This window comes from Achromobacter sp. LC458 (assembly GCF_001005835.2).
Lineage (GTDB): Bacteria > Pseudomonadota > Gammaproteobacteria > Burkholderiales > Burkholderiaceae_B > Achromobacter > Achromobacter spanius_B.
Map to the genome: position 1 here is coordinate 14,852 of NZ_LBHW02000013.1, position 23,602 is coordinate 38,453.

Consider the following 23,602-nt stretch of genomic DNA (forward strand, 5'->3'; position numbering starts at 1 on the left):
CGATTGGGGGGATTGGAACAAACCCGGAATCCAAAATTGTAAACTCTCGCTCGTGAAACCATCGCTGCGTATCTACCGATCCCTGCCTCCGCCCGACCGGCGCGCTCCTTGCGCGCTGACGATCGGCAATTTCGACGGCGTCCATCGCGGGCATCAAGCCATGCTGGCGCGCGTCTGCGAAGCCGCCCGCGAGCGCGGGCTTACCCCTTCCGTGATGACGTTCGAACCGCATCCGCGGGAGTACTTCGCCACCTTGAACCAACGCCCCGAACTGGCGCCAACCCGGGTTTCCGGGCTGCGCGACAAGCTGTCGGCGCTGGCGCGCTACGGCGTTTCCCAAGTCGTGGTGCAGCGCTTTAACGCCCGGCTGGCCGAGATGTCGGCCAACGCCTTCATCGAAAACCTGCTGGTGCAGGGCCTGCAAACCAAGTGGCTGCTGGTGGGCGAAGACTTCCGCTTTGGCCATAAACGCAGCGGCGACATCGACCTGCTGCGTGAAGCCGGCATGCACCACGGATTCGAGGTGCAAACGCTTGCCGACGTCACCGACCAGCAAGGTCATCGCATTTCCAGTTCCGAAGTCCGCACGGCCTTGGCCGTAGGCGATCTGGACCGTGCGCGCCATCTGCTGGGCCATCCGTACCATATCAGCGGCCACGTCATCCACGGCCAGAAACTGGGCCGCACGCTGGGCTACCCCACGATGAATCTGCGTGTGGCCGAACGCTGCGCCGCGCGCTCGGGCATTTATGTGGTGCAGGTTTATGGCCTGGCCGACCGGCCGTTGCCCGCCGTGGCCAGCCTGGGCGTGCGCCCAACCGTTGAAGACCGTGGCCGAGTGCTACTTGAGTCACACCTGCTCGACGACACCGTCAACGCTTACGGTAAACTCGTACGCGTCGAATTCCTGCACAAGCTGCGGGACGAAGAAAAATTTCCTGACCTCCCTTCCCTGACTGCCGCCATCGCCGAAGACGCGCGAAACGCGCGCGCCTATTTTGCCGTTCATGGACTATAAAAAGACCCTCAACCTGCCCGATACCCCCTTCCCCATGCGGGGCGACCTTGCCAAGCGCGAGCCCGCCTGGATTTCGCAGTGGGAGGAAAACCACGTCTACCAGGCGATTCGTGCGGCCAGCCGCGGCCGGCCGCGTTTCGTGCTGCACGACGGCCCGCCCTATGCGAACGGCGACATTCACATCGGCCACGCGGTCAACAAGATCCTGAAGGACATCATCGTCAAGAGCCGCAACATGGCCGGCTATGACGCGCATTACGTGCCCGGCTGGGATTGCCACGGCATGCCGATCGAAATCCAGATCGAAAAGAAATACGGCAAGCACCTGCCCGTGGCCGAAGTGCAGTCGAAGGCTCGCGCCTACGCGCTTGAGCAAATCGACCGCCAGCGTAAGGATTTCAAGCGTCTGGGTGTGCTGGGCGAATGGGATCGCCCGTACATGACGATGAACTTCAGCAATGAAGCCGACGAAATCCGCGCACTGGGCCGCATCCTGGACAAGGGCTATGTGTTCCGTGGCCTGAAGCCCGTGAACTGGTGTTTTGACTGCGGTTCGGCACTGGCCGAAGCCGAAGTCGAATACGCCGACCGCGTCGACCCCGCCGTTGACGTGGCCTTCCCGTTCGCGGAGCCGGCCAAGCTGGCGGCGGCTTTCGGGCTGGACTCGGTGGACAACGGCGCGATCGTCATCTGGACGACCACGCCCTGGACCATCCCGTCCAACCAGGCGCTGAACGTACACCCCGAAATCGAATATGCGCTGGTGCGTGTATCGCCCGTGCCCAAGTTCGGCCCGCTGCTGCTGGTGGCCAAAGACCGCGTAGAAGCGTGCCTGAAGTCGTGGAACCTGGAAGGCGAAATCATCGCCACGGCGCCCGGCCAAGCGCTGTCCGAAATCGAATTCCGCCATCCGCTGGCGCAGTTCAACCCGGCCTACGATCGCCGCGCCCCCGTCTACCTGGGCGACTACGTCACGGCCGACTCGGGCACGGGCGTCGTGCACTCGGCCCCGGCCTACGGCATTGAAGACTTTGTGTCGTGCAAGGCGCACGGCATGAAAGACACCGACTTCATCAGCCCCGTCATGGGCGACGGCAAGTACGTGGACAGCCTGGCGCTGTTCGGCGGCCTGTCCATCTGGGACGCCAACCCCAAGATCGTCGAAGCGCTGACCGAAGCCGGCGCGCTGATGCACGTCGAAAAGCACAAGCACAGCTACATGCACTGCTGGCGCCACAAGACGCCGATCATCTATCGCGCCACCAGCCAATGGTTCGCCGGCATGGACGTCGCCCCGAAAGACGGCGGCCCGACCCTGCGCGAATCGGCGCTGGCCGGTATCGACGCCACGGCCTTCTACCCGGCCTGGGGCCGCGCCCGCCTGCACGCCATGATCGCGAACCGCCCGGACTGGACCCTGTCGCGTCAGCGCCAGTGGGGCGTGCCGATGGCCTTCTTCGTCCACAAGGAAACCGGCGAGCTGCATCCGCGCACGACCGAATTGCTGGAACAGGTGGCGCAGCGCGTTGAGCAAGGCGGCATTGAAGCCTGGCAAGCGCTTGAACCGCGCGACCTGCTTGGCGACGAAGCCGACCAATACGAAAAGAACCGCGACACGCTTGATGTCTGGTTCGATTCCGGCAGCACGCACGCCACGGTGTTGGGCGGCAAGGACGGCGACTTCGCCGGCTCGCACGGCGCCGAACTGGGCTGGCCCGCCGACCTGTACCTGGAAGGCTCGGACCAGCATCGCGGCTGGTTCCATTCGTCGCTGCTGACCGGCTGCATGCTGTACGGCCAACCGCCGTACAAGGCGCTGTTGACGCACGGTTTCGTCGTTGACGGCCAGGGCCGCAAGATGAGCAAGTCGGTAGGCAACGTGATCGCCCCGCAAAAGGTGTCCGACTCGCTGGGCGCGGAAATCCTGCGCTTGTGGGTGGCCTCTACCGACTATTCGGGCGAGCTGTCCATCTCGGACGAAATCCTGAAGCGCGTGGTCGAAGGCTACCGCCGCATCCGCAACACGCTGCGTTTCCTGCTGGCCAACGTGGCCGACTTCGACGCGGTGTCGCAAGCCGTGCCCTACGGCGACCTGTTCGAAATCGACCGCTACGCGCTGGCCATGACGGCGCAGATGCAGGCCGAAGTGCAGGCCAACTACGAACGCTACGACTTCCACCCGGCGGTCTCGCGCTTGCAGACGTTCTGCTCGGAAGACCTGGGCGCGTTCTACCTGGACATCCTGAAAGACCGCCTGTACACGTCGGCCCCGGGCAGCGTGGCGCGCCGCTCGGCGCAGACGGCGTTGCTGGATATCACCCAGACGCTGCTCAAGCTGATGGCCCCGATCCTGTCCTTTACGGCCGAAGAAGCCTGGAAGGAACTGGTTGGCTCGGCACTCAAGCACCAGGCCGACGCCGCGCGCACGACCATCTTCACCGAGGTCTACCACGCGTTGCCGCCGTTTGCCGACGCCGATGCGCTGTCCGCAAAGTGGTCGCGCCTGCGCGCCATTCGTGCTGAAGTCCAGCGCAAGCTGGAAGAGGTGCGCACGGCGGGTGATATCGGTTCGTCGTTGCAGGCCGAAGTGGATCTTTACGCCAGCGGCGACGACCAGCAACTGCTGGCCAGCCTGGGCGACGACCTGCGCTTTGTGCTGATCGTGTCGCGCGCCACCGTGCACGCGGGTGAAGGCGAGACGCGCATCGATGTCACGCCGTCGACGCACAAAAAGTGCGAACGATGCTGGCATTGGCGCCTGGATGTTGGCCAGGACGCGGACCACCCCGAGATCTGCGGCCGTTGCGTGTCGAACCTGTTCGGTTCGGGCGAAGCGCGCGACAAGGCGTGAACATGGCCCGCCCCTCTGACGCCGGAGCCTCGGTCGCCACCTCTACCCGCGCCGCGCCCGCGCGCGTGGGCGGCTGGCTGGCGCTGGCGCTGCTGATCATCGTGCTGGACCAACTGACCAAGGTGTACTTCAACACCTCGTTTCAGTATGGCGAACGCGTCAACGTGCTGCCGGTGTTCGACTTCACGCTGATGTACAACCGCGGCGCGGCGTTCAGCTTCCTGGCGTCCGAGGAAGGCTGGCAGCGCTGGCTGTTCACCGGCCTGGGCTGCGTGGCCGCCGTGGTCATCACGATCATCCTGCGTCGCACGCATGGCCAGCCGCGCTTCAGCCTGGCGCTAACGTTGATCCTGGGCGGCGCCATCGGCAACGTCATTGATCGCGTTGCTTATGGCCACGTGGTGGACTTCCTGCTGTTCTACTGGAACGAGTCCTACTTTCCGGCCTTCAACCTGGCCGACGTGGGTATCAGCTGCGGCGCCGTGCTGCTGGTGCTGGACGAGTTGCTCCGCGCCCGTAAGAAGCCTCAGGCCTGACGCCTTCGCGCCGGGGCGGTCTGCCCCGGCCGCCCCTGCCCCCCCGGCTTTTGCCTCGCTTGATACCCCCTGAATGCATGACGAACGGCGCGATGCCGCAATGCAGAATAAAATCACCCTCCATTCCTCGATTTCACGGCGCTGAACCCGCCGCCACGCCCTCATGCTCGATCTCGCCCGCAAACGCATCGTCCTCGGTCTGACCGGGGGCATCGCCTGCTACAAAATCGCCGAGCTGGTGCGGCGCATGACCGAACAAGGCGCCACCGTCGATGTGGTGATGACCGAGGCGGCCACGCACTTCATCACCCCCGTGACGATGCAGGCCCTGTCGGGCCGCCCGGTTTTTGTGGACGCCTGGGACGCGCGCGTGCCCAACAACATGGCGCACATCGACCTGACGCGCGGCGCCGACGCCGTGCTGATCGCGCCCGCCAGCGCCGACTTCATGGCCAAGCTGGCGCACGGCATGGCCGACGATCTGCTGTCCACGCTATGCCTGGCGCGCGCCTGCCCGTTACTGGTGGCGCCCGCCATGAACCGCGAGATGTGGGCCAACCCGGCCACGCAGCGCAATGTGCAGCAACTGCGCGCGGATGGTGTCAGCGTGTTGGGGCCGTCGGCTGGCGAGCAGGCTTGCGGCGAAACGGGCGACGGCCGCATGCTGGAAGCGCACGAGCTTCTGACCGACCTGATCGCTTTCTTTCAGCCCAAGCTGCTGGCCGGGCGCCATGTGCTGTTGACCGCCGGCCCCACGTCCGAACCCGTGGACCCGGTGCGCGTGCTTAGCAACCGTTCGTCGGGCAAGACCGGCTACGCGCTGGCCCGCGCCGCGCGTGAAGCGGGCGCTCGCGTCACCTTGATTACCGGCGCCACGTTCCTGCCCGTGCCGCGCGGCGTGACGGCACTGTCCGTCATGACGGCGCGCCAGATGCACGACGCGGTCATGGCCAGCGCGGCGGACGCCGACATCTTCATCGCCGTGGCTGCCGTGGCCGACTGGCGCGTGAAGAACGTCAGCACGCAAAAGCTGAAAAAGACGAGCGAAGGCGGCGGCGCGCCGGTGATGGAATTCGAACCGAATCCGGACATCCTGGCTGAAGTGGCCAAGCTGGAAAACGGCCCGTGGTGCGTGGGCTTTGCGGCCGAGACCGAAAAGCTGGCCGAACATGCCGAAGCCAAGCGCCAGCGCAAGGGCATCCCGCTGCTGGTGGGCAACCTGGCGCACAAGGTCATGGACGCCGACACCACCGAACTGGTGCTGTTCGACGAGCAAGGCGCGCATCCTCTACCGGCGGGCGACAAGCTGGAAGCGGCCCGCCGCCTGATCGCTGAAATCGCGGCGCGCGTACCGGACTAGTATATTTTCTGGCCTGATTCGTTTCGGCCTGATTCGTTTCGGCCGGATCTTTTCCGACCGGATATCCCAGCAAAAAAAGAAGGGCCCTTGCGGGCCCTTCTGCTTTACTGCTCCAGGCTAATGTTCGCGGCCTTCACGATATCGGCCCATTGCTGCCGATCTTTCTCAAGAAACTGCGCCGTCTTCTCCGGCGTCATTTCCGTGACCGGCTCGGAACCCAGGCCCGCCATCTTTTCAACCAGCGCCGGGTCTTTCAGCACGTCTTGCAGCGCGGCGTAATAGGCAGCCAGCACGTCGGCCGGCAAACCCGCGGGTGCGAACACGCCCTGCCACGTTGGCATGTCGAAGCCCTTCAGGCCTTGCTCATCCAGCGTCGGCACATTGGGCAACTGCGGCGCGCGCTTGAGCGAGGCCACGGCAATCGCTTTGACCTTGCCTTGCGAGGCCAGCGGCGCGGCAGTCGAGATGTTGTCCATCGTCATGGCGATGTACCCGCCCAGCAAATCTGTGATGACCGGCGCCGCGCCACGATAGGCCGCGTGCGGCACCTTCACGCCCAACTTGTACAGCATGGTCTCGGCGATCAGGTGGTTGGAAATGCCCACGCCCGCCGTGCCGTAGGTAGCGGTTGGCGTATTCTGAAAATACGCTTTCAACTCGGCCAGATTATTGGCCGGCACGTCCTTGTTGACGATGACCACGTTGGGTTGCACCGCAGCCAGCGTGATCGGCGTGAAGTCGGACGGCTTGTAGTTCGTGCCCTTGGGATTCAGGACGTGCGTGATGGCCATGGAACCGGCGGCCGCGATGCCGATGGTGTAGCCGTCGGCAGCCGATTGCGACAGGCGGTACGCCATGATGTTGCCGCCGGCGCCGGCCAGGTTTTCAACCACAACGGACTGCCCCAGGCGCTTGGACAGCGGATCGGCAAGCAGACGCGCCAAGGTGTCGGCCGAGCCGCCGGGCGCAAAGCCCACCAGCAGCCGCACGGGCTTGGTGGGCTTCCACGCGTCGGCGGCGTGGGCAGGCGCCAACAGCGCGGGCAAGACCGTCAAGACAGTAACGGCGGACAAGGCGCCAACGGCGCGGTGCAAGGTACGGCTGAACATGAAAACAACTCCCAACAATAAATTGACGAAGACAGCTTCGTCTCCCCATGCCGCTCATCCGGCATGACGGCGGCATGAAAACGCCACTGCCACGCCGTGCTGAAACATCGGCGGCTTTATTCCAATAATTGCGACAAGGCCTGCGCCACGATGCGGTTGGACAACAGCACCGGCCGGCCGGAGGCTTGGGCCACCGCGTCGCGCATCCGCTGCCCATAGCCCATGCAATGCATGACGATCAGGTCGCACGATGCCAAGGCCTGACCGGCTTGGGCGAAGTTTTGCGCGGCCCGCAGCGCATCGGCTTCATAGGGCGACGCATGCACGATCTGCGTGCCGCAGGCCAGCGGCACCGCCAGGTGAAAGAAGTCGACCTGTTCAGCCAGGGGCACAACCAACCCCACGTTGCGGCAATGCTGCGACAGGCCCGCGACCAGGTGGTCGACGACCTGCTGCGGCTCAACCACCAAGGTGCGCATGGGCGCGATGGCGGTGCCCGTGCACAGGGGCACCAGCGCGTCGTAACCGGCGTCGTCCGCCTGCCGCATCACCTGGGCCAACCGGGCTTCGGCGGCGGCGGCGTCCAGCTCGATTTGCGTGCCGTCGCGCATGCGGGTGGCAAAGCGATATTCCCCGTCGCGCGGCGCCATCGCAGCCAGCGCGGCCGCGTCCAAGCCATCCAAGGCGCCAAATTCATCGATGTGTACGGCGTCGCCCAGCAAGCGGGCCATTTCGGGCACGACGTCGCTGCGCGGCGATTGGCCGATGGTGAAGAACGCCACGCGGCGTGTCACGGCGGCGCTCATGCCGCACCGCCATCGTCATGCCCAACGGTTTGCAAGTGCGCCATGGATCCGTATCGCGCTTGCAGCGCGCGCCATTCCGCGTCATCGACGAACGTCATCGTGCGCTGGCCATACAGCTTGGCAATTTCGATGCAGAAACGCATCGCTACGTCGGTATCCACCGCGTTGGTCACGCCGGTGGCGCAGCCGGGCACGGTGGTTTGCGCCGTCAGCGCCACGCCAACGACAGGCGCGTCGGTGACAATCGCCGGTTGCATCAGCGAGTTCACGTGCCACAGGCCGTTTTCGTAGGGCGTGATGTCCTGCGTCGTCAAAGGCAGCGTCACGGGAAGTTCGCCGCTGACCCAGCCCATCACGTCCAGCATCGTTTCGGGAATGCGCAGCAGATAGCCCTGTTTGGCCACCGGCGTCAGCGCCACGCCGCGCTTGTTCACCAGGCGGTTGCCGCGCGTGGTGTCCACGGACAGGATGGCGTCCATGCGCGGGTCCACCTCGTGCGACATCATTTCGCGCATGGGAAAAGGCGAGCGCATCATCGGCACGGGATGATGCGGACGCGTGCCGGCGCGCGGGCAGATGTGCGTGCGGATGCGCACGGTGCCCGGCATCACGTCGCCCTGGCGCGCCATGGCCATCAACTTGAGCGCCGCGGCAATCGCCACCACCGCCCCGTCGCTATCGGACACCAGGCCGGTCACGGCGGGCCGCGCGCCGATGCCGCCCAGGCGGCCGACTATGCCCAGTTGCGGCGCGGATGCATCCAGGCCCGGAATGACGATGGACAAAAAATCGGTTGCCGCGCCGTCGCGTTCCAGGTGCGTGACTTGCACCTCGCAATCGCCCGCGTCGCGCAGCACCCGCGCCACCGCCTCGCCGGTGATGTGCGCCGAGGACAGGAGTTCGATGGTGTCTATCACCTGCTTCATGCCGCGATCTCCAGCGGGCCGGGGCGGAACACGCGCGGCTCGGTGTGACCCAGGAACAACGGCGCATCATGCGGGCCGACCAGCGCCACCTTGGCGCCGCGCACGCGCAGCCCCGCGCCTTCGGGCAGCCCCAGCACCGGCATGTCGGGATTCAGGGTGCAGAACTCGGCCAGGCGTTGGGCCCGCGTTTCGTCTCGGTGGCCGGGGGGATGCGCGTTGGTGTAGTGCGGGTTGATCTGGAACGTGATCAGGCCCAGGCCGTCGAAACCACCCGGGTCGGTAATGGGCATGTCGTTGGTGGTGCAGATGGTGGGGCACGTCAGGTTGGAGCCCGCGCTCCAGCCCAGATACGCCGCGCCCTCGCGCACGCGGCGCTTCACCACGTCCAGCAGGCCTTGACGGCGCAGCTGGCCCAGCAGGTTAAAGGTGTTGCCGCCGCCCACGATGATGACGGCGGCCTTTTCCAGCGCCGCTACCGGGTCTTGCGCGCGGTGCAGGCCTTCGATGGCAAGGCCGGTGTCCGCCAGCGCGGATACCACCAGCGCGGTGTAGTCGTCCCAGTCACGCGTGACGCCGGCGAACGGCACAAAGACGGCGGGCGCGCCTTGCGGCAAGGATTCGATCAGCTCGCGGATATCCGGCATGGCGTGCACCAGGTAGCCGGCGTCGCTGCTGGAATTGCTGAGTAGCAAAAGGTTCATGGGGAAGATTCCATCAACAAGGCAAAGGGAAGAATTCAGGTCAGCCAGTAGGGGTCGTTCAGCTTGCGGCCCAGGCCGGCCACTTGCGTCAGGACCAATTCACGCAAGCGCGCCACGCGCTCGGCATCGGCCTGAAACGACACGAACGACAGGCACAGGCCGCGCAATTCGCCGGTGGCCGGGTCGCGCACGGCGGCGGCCACGGCGCCGATGCCGGGCATGGCCTGGTCGATGGCGACGCCGTAGTGATCGGCGCGCGTCTGCTCGACCAGCCGCGCCAAGTCGCCCACGGTAGCGGGGCAATCGCGGCCTTCAGTGGGCAGCGGCTGCGCGGGGTCGGCGCCATAAAGCGCCTGGAATTCGGCATCGCTCAAGCGCGACAGCAGTGCGCGGCCCATGGCGGTGCCCGACGCGTTGCGGCGGGAACCGGGCGGCGATAGCACCTGCACGGGATGGGACCCGTTCAAACGTTGCAGCACCACGGTTTCGCGCTGGTTCAAGGTGGACAGGTAGGCGGTCAGCCCGCTGTCTTCGGACAGCCGTACCAGCACATCGCGGCAGGCTTCGTCCAGCGGGGTGGCGGCCATGCCGGCGCGTACCGCCTGCGCCAGCAAGGCGCCAGGCCGATAGCGGCGCGTGGCGGGGTCCTGATCCAGCATGCCGTAACGCTGCATATGGTTCAGCAGGCGCGATGCCGTGCTCTTGGGCATGGCCAGGCGCGCGGCGACGTCGGTAAAGCTCAGTTCCATGGCGCCGTCCGCGTAGAGCGACAGGACGCGCTGGACTCCATCGAGAATGCTCATGCTTGTTCCATAAAACGGAACCTTGGTTCCTTAATAGAGAACAAGAATAATGCGGGCGCGGAACGCGGTCAATACCGATCGTTGCCGCAAAGAAAAAGCCCCCGGGGTGCCGGGGGCTGGAGGCTGGGACCGCGTGGGTTTCAGCGCGGGCGATTAGCGGTCGGCAAGCGTGGACCACTGCGCCAGCGGCAACGGCGGCTGCGCATGCAGGATGCGCGCCAGCACCAGCTTCAATTCCGCCCAACCGCCCCGCTCGCTGGGCCAGGTGGACGGCGTCACCGGCGTCCAGCCGCCGCCGGGCGTGCGCTCGGCCATCTTGAAGCGAAAGGTGTAATGGCCCGCCATGCCCATGCGCAGGTCACTGACGACCAGCGCGTCGCCAATGGCGTCATAGCGCAGCCAATCATCGGTAAACCAGCGCAGGCGTTGGTGCAAGGGCACATCGTCCAGCACCCGGGCCAGGTCCAGGTTCAGCGGCTGGCGCAGCCATTCCGGCCGGTCGCGATCAAACAGGCTGCTGACGGCTTCGTAATAATTGCCGTCCGCCGTCTTGGCGATGACCCGCCACACCAGGGTGTTGAACGGCATCGACACGGCCCGCAGCTCGGTCACGGCAATGCCTTCCTGGCGCATCGCGTCGCGTACGCGGTCTTCGGCCACCATGCGGCTGGCCAGGCCGAAACCCAGGTACGCCGTGCTGAAGATCAGCGCGCCGGCCATCAGGCGCCGCGCGCGGCCCGTCATGCCGACGGCGATGGCGAAGAACACCGCCAGCAGCAAGGGCACGGTATAGACCGGGTCAATGATGAAGATCGCCGACCAACTTTCCGGAACGGGCGTCAGTGGCCAGAAAAGCTGAGTGCCATACACGGTGAACGCGTCCAGCACCGGGTGCGTCACCAGCACCAGCCATAAGGTCAGGAACAGCCGCCTGCCGCTATACGGCGCCTGCGGCCAATATTTGCGTATCAGCCAGGCAAGCAACAGCGCCAGCCCGGTCAGCACGAATATCGAATGGGAAAAGCCCCGGTGGTAGGTCATCAGCGACACCGGGTCGGGATAGCGCATCAGCACGTCCAGGTCGGGCACGGTTGCCAACGCCGCCCCGTACACCAACGCCCGGCGCCCCTGAAACCGCCCCAGCATGACGCCCTGTATGCCCGCGCCAAGCACCGCTTGTGTTACCGAATCCATAGTTTCCCAATCAACCCCGTCAGTCGCATCGCATCAATCAGACAGCCTAGATAACATTTGGCCATCCAGGTAGGCGTTAAGATACCCGATTGCTTTCAGCTAATTTTCAGACTTCGCCTTCATGGATCAATATATCGACAAAATCGGGCTGTTCATCGAGGCCAACCAGGTGTGGGCCGGCCCCATCACCTTCCTGCTGACGCTTGGGGAATCGCTGGTATTGGTGGGCCTGTTCATCCCCGCCACGGCCCTGATGTTGCTGACCGGCGGCTTGATCGGCGCCGGCACGCTCGACCCCTGGGGCGTCATCGCGTGGGGCATCGCGGGCGCCATCGTCGGCGATGCAGTTTCCTACTGGCTGGGGCGCTGGGCCGGCCCGGGCGTGTTGCGCCGCTGGCCGCTCAAGCAGCAACGCACCGGCGTGGCGCGTGCGCGGCTGTTCTTCTACCGCTATGGCTTTGCGTCGGTACTGATAGGCCGTTTCCTCGGCCCGATTCGCTCGACCATCCCGACGGTGGCCGGTGTGATGGGCATGGCCCATCACCGCTTCCAATTGGCCAACGTCATGTCGGCCCTGCTCTGGATGCCGCTGATGCTGGCGCCGGGCTACATCACCGCGCGCAGTCTGGGTACCGCGGAAAATGCGCAGCAGATCGCCATGATGATCGGCGCGGGCCTCTCAGTGCTGCTAGGATGCGGGCTTCTGCTGGCGATGGTGCGCAAGCGCCGCCAGCCGGCGCGGCAACGGCGCAGCAACTGATCGGAGAATTGGCATGGCGATAGACCTGGAGCCCAAAGACGGCGATTTCGCGCGCTACATCGAAAACCTGTCGCAGGCGGGCGGCGTCACGCCAGGCAAGGTGCCCGAAAAGCGCCGTGCGTCCGCTCAGGCGACAGCCACGGTAGCCGTGCCCGCGCCCGCCACGGGCGATTCCTTGTCCACCGCCCCTTGGGGCAATACCGCATCGCCGCGCTCGTCCGCCGGCGCGCCGGGCGCCACTGCCCCGTCGGACGCGGCCGATGCATCGCTGGCGGGGCGCGCCCGCCAGCGCAAGGTTGGCATCATCCTGACCCTCGGCGGCGTGTTGGCCGGTTGGGCGGCGGTCAACATCGCGTTCCGCGCCCTGCGGGCTTCGCATTTCGAGCTTGATCAGCTGATGCCCGCCGTGTTCCTGGCCTTCTTCGCCTTCATGCTGCTCAAGGCGGCTGGCAGCGCGCGCAAGCCGCGCGGTATGTCGCCGGGCAAGCTGCCGCCCTTGAAGACGTCTTCGTATCGCAAGGACAGCTGAAGCCGGGCGGACGCGCATGGCAATGGTGCTAACATTTCCGCCGCTGTCGCAAAGACCCTTGAAGAATTACGGAGTGAAAGTGAATAACGTTGTCGGATTGAACCAGGCCCAGGCGGCCACGATGCTGAAGTTGCAAGACCACTTGAACAGCATGATCAATCCTGACTGGGTCAACGGCGGTTCGCGCTTCCTGCGCGCCGCCTTCGTCGAATCGGCCGAGGCGCTTGAGCACTACGGCTGGAAATGGTGGAAAAAGCAGACCATCGACCTGCCCCAGGTGCAAATGGAACTGGTCGACATCCTGCACTTTTACCTGTCGCACACCATCGTCCAGGCTGGCGGCCAGCAAGCCGAGGCGGCCAGCGCGCTGATGGCAGACCTGGCCACGCCCGCCTCCGTCACGCTTGATGGCCGAGCCTACGCGCTGGACGGCCTGCCGGTGCCGGAACTGCTGGAGCTGATCGGCGGCCTGGCCGTTTGCGGCCGCGCCAGCTACAAGGTGCTGGAACAGACCATGACGGCGTGCGAAATGAGCTGGAACGACGCCTACACCCAGTACGTGTCCAAGAACGTGCTGAACATCTTCCGCCAGCAACATGGCTACAAGGAAGGCACGTACATCAAGATCTGGAACGGCGAAGAAGACAACGTGGTGCTGGCGCGCCTGCTGTCGCAACTGGACCCGACCAGCGCCGATTTTGCCGATGCGATAGCGCGCGAGTTGGAACAGGCCTACGCAGGCCTGAAGTAATCCGAAGCCATCCTCGTTCGGACAAAAAAATCGCCGCGATACGCGGCGATTTTTTTTGTGCCCCGGTCAGCCGGGATGTCAGCGTTGGCCGAAGCGCGTTTCGCCGAACAGTTCCTTGAATTCACGCGGCTGCGAACGCCAGTACTGATGCGGCGCGGCGACCTGGCCGCCCAGCTGCGCGGCCGCATGCCACGGCCAGCGCGGGTCATACAACATGCCGCGCGCCAGGGCGACCATGTCGGCCTGCCCTTGCGCCAGGATGTCTTCTGCCTGCTGCGCCTCGGTGATCAGGCCCACCGTGATCGTGGGCATGCCAACCTGCCGCTTGATCTCGGCCGCGAACGGCACCTGGTAGTTCGGCGCCACGGGAATCTGCTGCTGCGACGATACGCCGCCGCTGGACACGTCGATGAACTCGCATCCCAGCGCCTTCAGCCGATGCGCGAACGCAATGGTCTGGTCCAGGTCCCAACCGCCCTCGACCCAATCGGTGGCCGACACGCGCACGCCCAAAGCCATCGACGCCGGCACGACTTCACGCAGCGCCTGGAAGACTTCCAGCGGAAAGCGCATGCGGTTTTCAAGCGAACCGCCATAGGCATCGTCGCGCTGGTTGGCCACCGGCGACAGGAATTGATGCAGCAGATAGCCGTGCGCGGCATGCACCTCGATGGCGTCAAAGCCCAGCCTGATGGCGCGCCGCGCGCTGTCCACGAAGGCGTTGCGCACGCGCGCCAGGCCGGCTTCGTCCAGCGCATGGGGCGGCGGTTCGGAGGCCTTGTGCGCGATGGCCGATGGCGCCCAGCCTTGCCAGCCGCCTGCCGACGGCGGCACCAACTGGCCACCGTTCCAGGGCGCGTCGCTGGACGCCTTGCGCCCCGCGTGGCCCAGCTGGATGCCCAGCTTGATGGGCGAATAGCGCCGCACCGCAGCCACCACGCGGCCCAGTGCCGCTTCCGTCTCGTCAGACCACAGGCCCAGATCCCCCGGCGAAATCCGGCCGTCGGGCTCGACGGCGGTGGCTTCCGTAAACAGCAGCGCCGCACCGGACAGGGCCAGGTGACCCAAGTGAATCATGTGCCAGTCGTTGGCACAGCCATTTTCGGCCGAGTATTCGCACATCGGCGCGATGACGATGCGATTGGACAGCTGGACGTTGCCAACCGACGTGGGACTGAACAGGTGACTCATGTAGGCCTCCGGGCTTGGGATGCGAAAGCATAGCGCCCCGGCCATGACACCGGCCGCAATCCCATCGCCCCCGTCAGGGTTAAATGCGGGAGGTCGCTGCCCCTATTGCCCTTCGATCACCGAATCCAGGAATTGACGCGTGCGCGCTTCTTTCGGATGGCTGAACAGCACGGACGATTCAGCGTCCTCGACGATGTTGCCCTGGTCGAAGAACAGCGTGCGATCCGAGCTGCGTTCGGCGAACTTCATCTGGTGCGTCACGATGATCATCGTCATGCTGCGGCGGGCCGACAGCTTGCGCAGGATCTCCAGGATGCCGCCAACCAGCTCGGGGTCCAGCGCCGAGGTCACTTCGTCGAACAGCATGATTTCCGGGCACATCGCCAGCGCGCGCGCGATGCCCACGCGCTGCTTCTGGCCGCCGGATAACTGCGCGGGGTAAACGTCCAGCTTGTCGCCCAGCCCCACCATGTCCAGGTATTCCACGGCGCGTTCACGCGCCTGGTCCTTCGTCATGCCCAGCACGTGCACCGGCGCTTCCATCGTGTTGCCCAGCGCCGTCATGTGCGGGAACAGATTGAAGTGCTGGAACACCATGCCGATCTTGCCGCGCACGCGCCGCAGGTATTCGGAATTGACGCCCACCGGCCGGCCCTGATCATCGGTCCACATCGGCTGCCCGTCGATTTCAATGTCGCCGCTGGTGGGTTGGTCCAGCGTCATCAGCACCCGCAGCAAGGTGGATTTTCCCGAACCCGACGGCCCGATCACGGCCACCGTCTGGCCCGCCGGAATTTCCAGGTTGATGCCGCGCAGCACCTCCAGCTCTCCGTAACGCTTGTGCAGATTCTTGATGGTCAAGCTGGCGCTCATCGCTTTCCTCCATATCGTTGCAGGCGGGCCTCCAGGCCGCGCACACCCCATGCCGCCACCAGGCTCAACGCCAGGAACAGCACGCCCACCAGCGTCAGCGGTTCGGTGTAGCGGAACGTGGCCGACCCGATCATCTTGCTTTGTTGCAGCAGTTCAACCACCGTGATGGCCGATAGCAGCGGCGTGTCCTTGAACATGGCAACCAGGTAGTTGCCCAGCGCCGGCACCACGGGCGGAATCGCCTGCGGCAACACCACGCCCACCGCCGTGCGCCAGCGCGACATGTTCAGCGCCGTGGCCGCTTCCCACTGCCCACGCGGCACCGCTTCGATGCCGGCGCGGTAGACCTCGGCGCAATACGTGGCGTAATGCAGCCCCAGCGCCACGATGCCGGTAGCCAGCGGCGACATCTGCGCCCCCGTCAGCGGCAGCACATAGAACAGGAAATACATCTGCACCAGCAGCGGCGTGCTGCGGATGAACTCGATCACGAAGGCGGTGGGCAGCGACACGATGCGCAGGCGCGAACGCCGCATCATCGCCAGGACCAGACCCAGGGTGACGGCCACCAGCATGCCCAGCACCGTGGCCTCGATCGTGATGATGAGCGCCGAACCGAGCGTAGGCAGGATCTCCAGCGCGAAAGCCCAATCGAATATCGGTGTCATCGGACTCGGACCCTCCGCTCAAGGGCCCGCACGCCGGCCGTGATCACCAAGGCGACCGCGAAGTACATCAGCAGCATCAAGGCAAAGATCTCGGTCGTGCGCAGGGTTTCGCTGCGCAACAGCTGGCCGCGGAAGGTCAGGTCGGTGATGGTGATGAGCGAGACCAGCGCGGTGTTCTTCATCAGTTCGATCAGCAGGTTGCCGGCGGGCGGCAGCATGGCCGGAATCGCTTGCGGCACCACGATGCGCCGCAGGATCTGCGCGCGAGTCAGGTTCAGGGCCACGCCCGCCTCGCGTTGGCCGGGCGGCACGGCACGGATCGCGCCGCGCACGACTTCGGCCCCATAGGCGCCCGCGTTCAGGGCCAGCACCACAATGCCCACCAGCATGGCCGGCAGTTGCACGCCAAACAGCGGCAGCACGAAATAGAACCAGAACAGCTGGACGAGAGCCGACGTGCCCCGGAAGACTTCAACGTACACGGACGACAGCCACCGCAATGGCCGCACGGGCGACAAGCGCCCGATTCCCGATACCAGGGCCAGCGGCACCGCCAATACGACGGCGCCCCCCATGATTTGCAGCGTCACCACCAGCCCCTCAAGCAAGGGCGGCACGAGTGTCGCGATGTGTTCGGAAACGACTTGCATCGGCGCTCCTTACTGGCCGGCGCAGAGCTTGGCGGCCGTCACACCCTGCGGCAGTTCCTGATCGGTGAAGCCAAACGGCGCCACCAGTTTCTTGTGCTCGTCGGTGCCGATGAATTTGGCGAGTTCGGCGTTGAAGGCATCGGCAAAGGCCTTGTCGTCGGTGCGGAAGGCATACGCGCCATAGCCGCGCACACCCTTGCCGTCGATCACCGGGTCGGTGAAGGGCTCCGCCTTTTCCAGGCCGCTGCCCGCCTGTGTCTTGCCCATCAGGTCGTTGATGGTCAGCGCCGTGGCCGCGTAGGCGTCCGCACGGCCCGCCTGCACGCCGGACAAGGCGCTGACGGCGTCGGGGAAGACCACCACCTGGCCGGCGGGCACCTTCACTTTTTCTGCGTACTCGCCTTCGATGGCGCCCACGACAACGCCCAGTTTGGCGTCGGGGTTCTTCACCACGTCTTCATAGCTGTGCAGGTTCTTGGGGTTGCCCTCTTTGACCAGGAAGGCCTCGCCAACGCCGTAGGTGGGGTCGGAAAACGCCACCTGCTGGCAGCGTTCAGGGGTGACGTACATGCCGGCGGCAATGATGTCGAAACGCTTGGCGGCCAGGCCGGGAATCAGCGAGCCGAATTCCGTCAGCACGCCTTCCACTTCATTGATGCCCATGCGCTTGAGCACCACACGCGCAATCTCGACGGATTCGCCGGTGACTTTGGCTTCCTTGCTGTCCATGTACGCAAACGGCGCCTCGTTGGCATAGCCGATACGGATCTTGCCGGCCGCCTTGGCGGCGTCAAGCGTGCTGGTTGCGGTAGCCGGCGCGCCGCCGGCAGCGGGCGCGGGCTTGTCTCCGCCCGAGTCCGAACACGCGGCCAACACGCCAAGGCCCAGGGCCAACAGCAAGCGTTTGGATTGCAACAAGGTCATGAATGATTTCTCCCGAATCTATTTCTAGGTGCATGGCTTCGCTAAAAATAATACGCTATTAAATGATTTCGACACTAATCATATGGGCGTAAAAAAGCGGGCCTAAGCCCGCTTTTAGCGTCCGTTGCCCTATGAAGCGTTAGCAAACGTTACGGTCCGTAGAAATCCGTGGCGGCGGCTACTGGGCGTACGAGAAGCGCCCGTTCTTGACCACGCCCATCACCCGCGCACGCTCATCGAAGCCCTGGTGGTTGTCCTTGGAAATGTTCAGGACGCCATTGGGAACGATCAGGTCGCGGGTGTTTTCCAGCACGTCGCGCAAGGCGCCGCGGAACTCCGGCGTGCCGGGCTTGGCGCCCGTTTTCAGTGCCCGGCCCACTGCCGAATCCAGCAGCATCCAGGCGCCATAGGCGTCGCCCGCGAATTGCGTCAACGTGTTGGCGCCGTACTGGCCTTCATACTTGTCGGCAAATTCCACGGCGACCTTTTTGACCGGGTTGCTGTCCGGCAGCTCGCGCGCCACGACGCCGGGGCCGGTCGGGAACAGCGTGCCTTCCACATCGCGACCGCCCACTTGCAGGAATTCCAGCGTGCCGATGCCGTGCGTCTGGTAGATGGCGCCGGTGTAACCGCGTTCCAGCAGCGTCTTCTGCGGCAAGGCCGACGGCGTGCCCGCGCCTGCGATCAGCACCGCGTCCGGCTTGGCGGCAATCACCTTCAACGCCTGCCCCACCACCGACGCGTCCGTGCGCTGGAAGCGTTCCTGGGCCACGATCTTCAAGTCAGTGCCGGCCGCCGCGGTGAATTCCTTCCACCAGCTGTCGCCGTAGGAATCCGCGAAGCCGATGAAGGCCACGTTCTTGAACCCTTTCTTCTTCATGTCGTCCACCAGCACGGTGGCCATCAATGAATCGTTCTGGGGCATCTTGAACGCCCAGGCGCGCTTGGGGTCGGATAAAGGTTCCACGATGACGCTTGAGGCGGCCAGCGCAATCATGGGTGTCTTGGTTTCAGCCAGCACGTCCAGCGCGGCCAGGGCAGCCGCCGTGGTGTTGGGGCCGACGATGGCGTCGACCTTGTCTTCGGACGTCAGCTTGCGCATGTTCTTGACCGCGCGGCTGACGTCGGTGCCATCGTCCAGCACCACATAGCGCGCCGGTTCGCCGCCCAGCGTCTGCGGCCACAGGCGGATGGCGTTATTGGTCTGGATGCCGATGGCGGCGGCGGGGCCGGTCGTGGACACATCCACGCCAATGACGATTTCGGCATGGGCGGACAAGGCGGGCAGCGCCAGCGCAACGGCGCAGGCATAGCGTAGAAAAGTGCGAGACATGACAGCAGCTCTTGGGACGGTTGAAACGGATGCCGCTATTTTGCCTGATGGCCGTGGGCCGTTACATCGGCTTGCCGTTGCGCACCGGTGGATTCCGCGTCCGCCCCCCGGCATCGCCGTATCATCGTTCATGCCTTGCAAGGCAACGCACACCGCCGTCAACGGCGGTCGTTTTTTGCACCGGCCGCGCACCACGCGCGCGCCCCCTCTACAGGAGTCACTATGAAGAAAACCGCATCCGCCGCCTGGTCGGGCGACTTGAAGACGGGCAAAGGCACGATCTCCACGCAAAGCGGCGCGCTCAAGGCCCAGCCCTATGGCTTCAATACGCGCTTTGGCGACACGCCGGGCACCAACCCCGAAGAGCTGCTGGGCGCGGCGCACGCAGGCTGCTTCACGATGGCCTTGTCCAACATCCTGTCCGAGTCCGGCCTGGTGGCCACCAGCCTGGACACCAAGGCGGAAGTGACCCTGGACAAAGTCGACGACGGCTTTTCCATCACCGCCGTGCACCTGACCGTGGAAGCCGTCATCCCGGGAGCCACCGCGCAGGCGTTCGAAGACGCCGCCCGCAAGGCTGAAAAGGGCTGCCCGGTGTCCAAGGTCTTGAACGCCAAGATCACCATGGACGCCAAGCTCAAGTCCTAAGCGCTGCGCCTGGCCAATGGCGCGTCCTGTCCCGGGCGCGCCATTGGTCGGCCCTATCCCGGGCTTGGGCAAAATCAATTTGACGGTCTCCCGGCACTTCCAGAAAATGAGAACCATTCTCAGGAGTGCCGCATGACCGGATTCATCTACGCAATTTCTGGCGGCAAGGCCGCCTTGGCTCAGGACGCGCGGGTGTCGGCCAACCTGCGGCGCATGGTCGGCTCGGGCATCCTGGTGGCCGTGGGCTACATCGATCCGGGCAACTGGGCCACCGACATCGCGGGCGGCAGCGGCTTTGGGTACGGCCTGTTGATGGTCGTCATCTGCTCCGCATTCCTGGCGCTCGGTTTTCAGATTCTGGTATCGCGCCTGGCGCTGGCCACCGGCCAAGACCTGGCCACGCTGACGGCCCGCCACCTGTCGCCGCGCTGGTCCAAGGCGGCCTGGCTGGCCGGCGAGGCCGCCATCCTGGCTACCGCCCTGGCCGAACTCATCGGCGGCGCCATTGCGCTGCGCCTGCTGTTCGGCCTGCCTTTGATCGCCGGCGTAGCGGTGACCGGCGTCGGTACGTTCGCGGTGTTGGCGCTGACGCGCGGCAATGCCGACCGCCACGAACGCGTCATCGCGGTGTTGCTGGGCGTGGTTGCCGCGTCATTCGTTTTCCTGCTGTTCAAGGCGAACCCCGCCTGGACCGCCGTGGCGCACGGCATGACGCAGACCGGCCAGGCGTTGCGCGACCCCCAAGGTTTCCTGATCGCGCTGGGCATCCTGGGCGCCACGTTGATGCCGCATAACCTCTACCTGCATTCCGGCTCGTTGGCCGAGCGCGCGCAGTCCCTGCCAGCTTCGGCGCGCGACATGGCCATGCGCGTGGCGCGCAACGACACCATCGTGTCGCTGGGCGTGGCCATGCTGATCAACTCGGCCATCATGATCGTGGCGGCGGCATCGCTGTCCGGATCCGGCCTGATCGTGTCCAGCCTGGACGACGCGCATGCCGTCATCGGCCACACGCTGGGCGTGGGCGCCGCCATCGTCTTTGCCGTTGCCTTGTATGCGGCGGGCCAAAGTTCAACGATTACCGGCGTGCTGGCCGGGCGCATCCTGTCCAAGGGGTTTCAGATTCGCAGCAACTGGTCGGACCGGCGCCGGGCGCTGGCCACGCGCTTGATCGCCGGCGCGGCGGCCGTCGGCCTGTTGATCTTCACCGGTGGCAAGGACCCCGACGAACTGCTGGTGTTAAGCCAGGTCATCCTGAGCCTGGCGCTGCCCTTCGCGTTGGGACCGCTGGTGGTGCTGGCCTGCCGCAAACAGGTGATGGGCGCATACGCGCTGCGCGGCGCCTGGGCCTGGGCCGCCGTCGGCGCCACCGTCGGCATCGTCATTCTTGATGGCTATCTGCTGATCGACATGGTGGCTTGAAGCGGGCTTGCCCCAAAAAAAAACGCCAGCATATGCTGGCGTTTTTTTAGCTGGCCCCGGGCGCTTCAGTGGCGGGCGGAGATCACCGGATGCTGCTGTCGGCCGGCGTCCATGTCGTGCAGGATTTCGCCGACGGCGCCGCCCAACGAGGTCATGCGCACCTTCAGGCGCAGCCACAGACCGCGGTTGAAGGGGCCGGACAAGGTTTCCGCTTTGACGGCCTCGCGGATCAAGGACCGCTCCAGCGCATCCGACATACGGGCATTTTTCAACGCGGTATCGCTCATGATTCTCTCCTTGAGAAAGCGCGATGTGGAACAACACGACTTGATGTTAGATCCGCGTTTGTTGCGTCGCAATAAAAACTTCAAGCATTTTTTTAATCGTTGCGCAATGGGGACAAACACCACCATTACGGTGCATGCGGCACCACATTAAGCACTAGTCTTGTGCAGCGCCCTCCCCCATTCAGCCGGCCCGATGCGCCTGGATCAGCTTGTCGGCCATGTCGGCAACCCGCGCCGCCGGGCCTCCTTCGCCAAACAGCTGGCTAGAGACAAACGCGCCCTCAATCAACAGCAGCAGGCCGTCCGCCAGGGCCGCGGGGTCTCGGGCGCCCATGCCCAACGCCATCTCGTTCAGGCGCCGGCGCAATTGCAGCTTGTGCTCGACGGCCACTGCGCGCGCGGGGTGTTCGGGTTCAGGGTATTCAACGGCGGCATTGGTCAGCCCGCAGCCGCGATACCCGTTTGCCACGGCGCGCATCGCCAGCCCCGACAGATAATCCAGCAGCTGTGCGCGCGGATCGCCGGGATGCGCGGCGCAGGCGGCGTCGAAGCGGGCCCAGAATTCGGCGTCGTAGTCGCGCAGATAGGCCGCCGCCAATTCATCCTTGGACGAAAAGCTGCGGTACAGGCTGGGTTTGGTCACGCCGGCCTGGTTGACGATGGCGTCAACGCCCACGGCGCGGATGCCGTCGCGGTAGAACATTTCGCGCGCCGTCTTGCGGATGCGGTCTGCCGCCAGTAGCGGCTTGGGGCCGGCTTTTGCGGTGGCGCCTGAGGCATTGGAAGGCTTGCTGGCCATGCTGGACTCCTGAAACGGAAGGCGGATGGCGTTCCCGCAACACGAGCGGACGGCCGCGCCTTCAAAAAACAAATCGCCGAAAAATCGCTTGACGATGTTACTGACCGGTACGTACTATTCGCTGATCTCAAACCAGATACGTACCGGTCAGTAACATGAGTATAGCCCAACCTCCGCTTCCCTTTCAGCGCGCCGGACAAAAGTACGCCTTTGTCGTGGTTGCCGTCATTTTCCTGGCCTTGCTGGTTTCCGCCGGTTTGCGCTCTACGCCCAGCGTGCTGCTGGTGCCACTAGAGGAAGCCTTCGGCTGGAGCCGCAGCTCGATCTCGTTCGCGGCGGCGGCTGGCATCTTTTTGTATGGCTTGGTCGGCCCCTTCGCCGCCGCCGCGATGGAACGCTTCGGCCTGCGCCGGGTGCTGATCAGCGCCCTGGTGCTGATGTCGGCCTCAAGCGCCGTCAGCGCCTACATGACCGAGCCCTGGCACCTGCTGATGACGTGGGGCGTGTTCTCGGGCCTGAGTTCCGGAGCGGTGGCCTCGGTGCTGGGCGCCACCATCGTGAACCGCTGGTTCACCAAGCATCGGGGCCTGGTAATGGGCTTGCTGACCGCCAGCACCGCTAGCGGCACGCTGGTCTTCCTGCCCGTGCTGGCCACACTGGCCTCGTCCGGGGATTGGACGCGCGTGGTATGGACGGTTGCAGCCGCCGCTGCCGCCATGGTGCCGCTGGCTTGGTGGTTGGTGCCCGACCGCCCGGCCAACGTCGGCCTGACGCCGTTCGGCAGCGACCCCGACGCGCCGCCCGCCCCCGTCGCGCCGCGCACCGGCATGTTGGCCGCCACCTTTGGCGCCTTGGCCCGGGCCTCGAAGACCCCCACATTCTGGTTCTTGTTCGCCACGTTCTTCATTTGCGGGTTCACCACCAACGGCCTGGTCGGCACGCATCTGATCGCCCTGTGCGGCGACCACGGCATGCTGGAAGTGCAAGCCGCCGGCCTGCTGGCGCTGATGGGCGTGTTCGATCTGGTCGGCACCACGGCATCCGGCTGGCTGACCGACCGCTACGACCCGCGCAAGCTGCTGTTTGTCTACTACGCCCTGCGCGGCCTGTCGCTGATCTACCTGCCCTATTCCGATTTCTCGTTCTACAGCCTGTCGATCTTCGCCATTTTCTTCGGCCTGGACTGGATTGCCACCGTGCCGCCCACCTTGCGGCTGACGACGGAAGCCTTCGGCGAACGCGACGCCGGCATTGTGTTCGGATGGATTGTCGCGGGCCACCAGCTGGGCGCGGCCAGCGCCGCCTGGATGGCCGGCGCGATCCGGGAAGCCCAGGGCAGCTACATGATGGCCTTTTTGATTTCCGGCGCCACGGGCCTGATCGCCGCGGTGATTGCACTGCGGATCGGCAAGAAGCGGGTGGTGCCTGTGCCCGCTTAAGATCGCTTAGGCCCGCTTAAGCCC

Annotated in this window: 24 protein-coding genes; 10 read left to right on the forward strand and 14 right to left on the reverse strand. The window is 65.1% G+C overall.

Translation table 11 applies throughout. The features are described 5' to 3' along the window. Positions 1 to 52 precede the first annotated feature (52 nt). The 4 genes from YH64_RS13025 to coaBC all read left to right on the forward strand — a co-directional run bounded on the left by YH64_RS13025 (position 53) and on the right by coaBC (position 5,765). Positions 53 to 1,018 carry a bifunctional riboflavin kinase/FAD synthetase gene (locus YH64_RS13025; RefSeq protein ID WP_046804667.1) on the forward strand — a complete coding sequence of 322 codons (966 nt, stop codon included), beginning with the start codon at positions 53 to 55 and terminating at the stop codon, positions 1,016 to 1,018. Further along, positions 1,008 to 3,869: an isoleucine--tRNA ligase gene (gene ileS, locus YH64_RS13030; RefSeq protein WP_143215366.1), complete on the forward strand. Its 2,862-nt coding sequence runs from the start codon at positions 1,008 to 1,010 to the stop codon at positions 3,867 to 3,869. Before YH64_RS13025 ends, ileS begins: the two co-directional genes overlap by 11 nt. 2 nt (positions 3,870 to 3,871) lie before the next feature. Next, positions 3,872 to 4,405, forward strand: coding sequence for a signal peptidase II (lspA, locus tag YH64_RS13035; protein WP_046804669.1), 534 nt, complete (start codon positions 3,872 to 3,874; stop codon positions 4,403 to 4,405). Positions 4,406 to 4,568: 163 nt separating this feature from the next. After that, positions 4,569 to 5,765, forward strand: coding sequence for a bifunctional phosphopantothenoylcysteine decarboxylase/phosphopantothenate--cysteine ligase CoaBC (coaBC, locus tag YH64_RS13040; RefSeq protein ID WP_046804670.1), 1,197 nt, complete (start codon positions 4,569 to 4,571; stop codon positions 5,763 to 5,765). Positions 5,766 to 5,869: 104 nt separating this feature from the next. Here the strand turns inward: coaBC and YH64_RS13045 are convergent, their stop codons facing one another. From YH64_RS13045 to YH64_RS13070, 6 genes are all read right to left on the reverse strand, one after another. After that, positions 5,870 to 6,874, reverse strand: coding sequence for a tripartite tricarboxylate transporter substrate binding protein (locus YH64_RS13045; protein ID WP_046804671.1), 1,005 nt, complete (start codon positions 6,872 to 6,874; stop codon positions 5,870 to 5,872). A 116-nt stretch (positions 6,875 to 6,990) separates the two neighbouring features. Continuing rightward, positions 6,991 to 7,680: an AroM family protein gene (locus YH64_RS13050; protein ID WP_046804672.1), complete on the reverse strand. Its 690-nt coding sequence runs from the start codon at positions 7,678 to 7,680 to the stop codon at positions 6,991 to 6,993. Further along, positions 7,677 to 8,606 carry a DUF1177 domain-containing protein gene (locus YH64_RS13055; RefSeq protein ID WP_046804673.1) on the reverse strand — a complete coding sequence of 310 codons (930 nt, stop codon included), beginning with the start codon at positions 8,604 to 8,606 and terminating at the stop codon, positions 7,677 to 7,679. Before YH64_RS13055 ends, YH64_RS13050 begins: the two co-directional genes overlap by 4 nt. Next, positions 8,603 to 9,307 (reverse strand): dipeptidase PepE, encoded by a 705-nt coding sequence (gene pepE / locus YH64_RS13060; RefSeq protein WP_046804674.1) that lies wholly within the window; start codon positions 9,305 to 9,307, stop codon positions 8,603 to 8,605. The genes YH64_RS13055 and pepE overlap by 4 nt, the downstream gene beginning before the upstream one ends. 35 nt (positions 9,308 to 9,342) lie before the next feature. Then, a complete protein-coding gene (locus tag YH64_RS13065) occupies positions 9,343 to 10,110 on the reverse strand; it encodes an IclR family transcriptional regulator (RefSeq protein WP_046804675.1) in 768 nt (255 codons plus the stop codon). A 153-nt stretch (positions 10,111 to 10,263) separates the two neighbouring features. Next, entirely contained in the window at positions 10,264 to 11,304 is a 1,041-nt protein-coding gene (locus tag YH64_RS13070; protein ID WP_143215367.1) for a metal-dependent hydrolase, read from the reverse strand. A 121-nt stretch (positions 11,305 to 11,425) separates the two neighbouring features. Here YH64_RS13070 and YH64_RS13075 point away from each other — a divergent pair, with 121 nt between their 5' ends. The 3 genes from YH64_RS13075 (at position 11,426) to YH64_RS13085 (ending at position 13,344) form a co-directional block, all read left to right on the forward strand. Further along, the gene (locus tag YH64_RS13075; RefSeq protein WP_046804677.1) at positions 11,426 to 12,064 is read left to right on the forward strand and encodes a DedA family protein; all 639 of its coding nucleotides are present in this window, start codon (positions 11,426 to 11,428) and stop codon (positions 12,062 to 12,064) included. 13 nt (positions 12,065 to 12,077) lie between these two features. Beyond that, positions 12,078 to 12,593, forward strand: coding sequence for a hypothetical protein (locus YH64_RS13080; RefSeq protein ID WP_143215368.1), 516 nt, complete (start codon positions 12,078 to 12,080; stop codon positions 12,591 to 12,593). A 97-nt stretch (positions 12,594 to 12,690) separates the two neighbouring features. After that, positions 12,691 to 13,344, forward strand: a complete 654-nt coding sequence (locus tag YH64_RS13085) for a dUTPase (RefSeq protein ID WP_046804679.1) — start codon at positions 12,691 to 12,693, stop codon at positions 13,342 to 13,344. Positions 13,345 to 13,422: 78 nt separating this feature from the next. Here YH64_RS13085 and YH64_RS13090 read toward each other — a convergent pair whose 3' ends face one another. From YH64_RS13090 to YH64_RS13115, 6 genes are all read right to left on the reverse strand, one after another. Beyond that, entirely contained in the window at positions 13,423 to 14,535 is a 1,113-nt protein-coding gene (locus YH64_RS13090) for an NADH:flavin oxidoreductase/NADH oxidase (protein ID WP_046804680.1), read from the reverse strand. Between the two features lie 102 nt (positions 14,536 to 14,637). After that, positions 14,638 to 15,408 carry an ectoine/hydroxyectoine ABC transporter ATP-binding protein EhuA gene (ehuA, locus tag YH64_RS13095; protein ID WP_046804681.1) on the reverse strand — a complete coding sequence of 257 codons (771 nt, stop codon included), beginning with the start codon at positions 15,406 to 15,408 and terminating at the stop codon, positions 14,638 to 14,640. Next, positions 15,405 to 16,076, reverse strand: coding sequence for an ectoine/hydroxyectoine ABC transporter permease subunit EhuD (gene ehuD / locus YH64_RS13100; protein ID WP_046804682.1), 672 nt, complete (start codon positions 16,074 to 16,076; stop codon positions 15,405 to 15,407). Before ehuD ends, ehuA begins: the two co-directional genes overlap by 4 nt. Continuing rightward, a complete protein-coding gene (ehuC, locus tag YH64_RS13105) occupies positions 16,073 to 16,726 on the reverse strand; it encodes an ectoine/hydroxyectoine ABC transporter permease subunit EhuC (RefSeq protein WP_046804683.1) in 654 nt (217 codons plus the stop codon). Before ehuC ends, ehuD begins: the two co-directional genes overlap by 4 nt. A 9-nt stretch (positions 16,727 to 16,735) precedes the next feature. Beyond that, positions 16,736 to 17,650 carry an ectoine/hydroxyectoine ABC transporter substrate-binding protein EhuB gene (gene ehuB, locus YH64_RS13110; protein ID WP_082134462.1) on the reverse strand — a complete coding sequence of 305 codons (915 nt, stop codon included), beginning with the start codon at positions 17,648 to 17,650 and terminating at the stop codon, positions 16,736 to 16,738. 178 nt (positions 17,651 to 17,828) lie between these two features. Next, positions 17,829 to 18,983, reverse strand: a complete 1,155-nt coding sequence (locus tag YH64_RS13115; protein ID WP_046804684.1) for an ABC transporter substrate-binding protein — start codon at positions 18,981 to 18,983, stop codon at positions 17,829 to 17,831. Between the two features lie 222 nt (positions 18,984 to 19,205). Here YH64_RS13115 and YH64_RS13120 point away from each other — a divergent pair, with 222 nt between their 5' ends. Further along, a complete protein-coding gene (locus YH64_RS13120; RefSeq protein ID WP_046804685.1) occupies positions 19,206 to 19,631 on the forward strand; it encodes an OsmC family protein in 426 nt (141 codons plus the stop codon). 132 nt (positions 19,632 to 19,763) lie between these two features. Further along, positions 19,764 to 21,053: an Nramp family divalent metal transporter gene (locus YH64_RS13125; protein WP_046804686.1), complete on the forward strand. Its 1,290-nt coding sequence runs from the start codon at positions 19,764 to 19,766 to the stop codon at positions 21,051 to 21,053. A 65-nt stretch (positions 21,054 to 21,118) separates the two neighbouring features. On the opposite strand, the gene YH64_RS13130 is transcribed toward YH64_RS13125, so the two are convergent. Beyond that, positions 21,119 to 21,340, reverse strand: coding sequence for a hypothetical protein (locus YH64_RS13130; protein ID WP_046804687.1), 222 nt, complete (start codon positions 21,338 to 21,340; stop codon positions 21,119 to 21,121). Positions 21,341 to 21,521: 181 nt separating this feature from the next. Continuing rightward, entirely contained in the window at positions 21,522 to 22,139 is a 618-nt protein-coding gene (locus YH64_RS13135) for a TetR/AcrR family transcriptional regulator (protein ID WP_046804688.1), read from the reverse strand. A gap of 155 nt (positions 22,140 to 22,294) precedes the next feature. Here YH64_RS13135 and YH64_RS13140 point away from each other — a divergent pair, with 155 nt between their 5' ends. Continuing rightward, complete coding sequence (locus YH64_RS13140) at positions 22,295 to 23,578, forward strand: MFS transporter (RefSeq protein ID WP_046804689.1); 1,284 nt, start codon at positions 22,295 to 22,297, stop codon at positions 23,576 to 23,578. Positions 23,579 to 23,602: the final 24 nt, after the last annotated feature.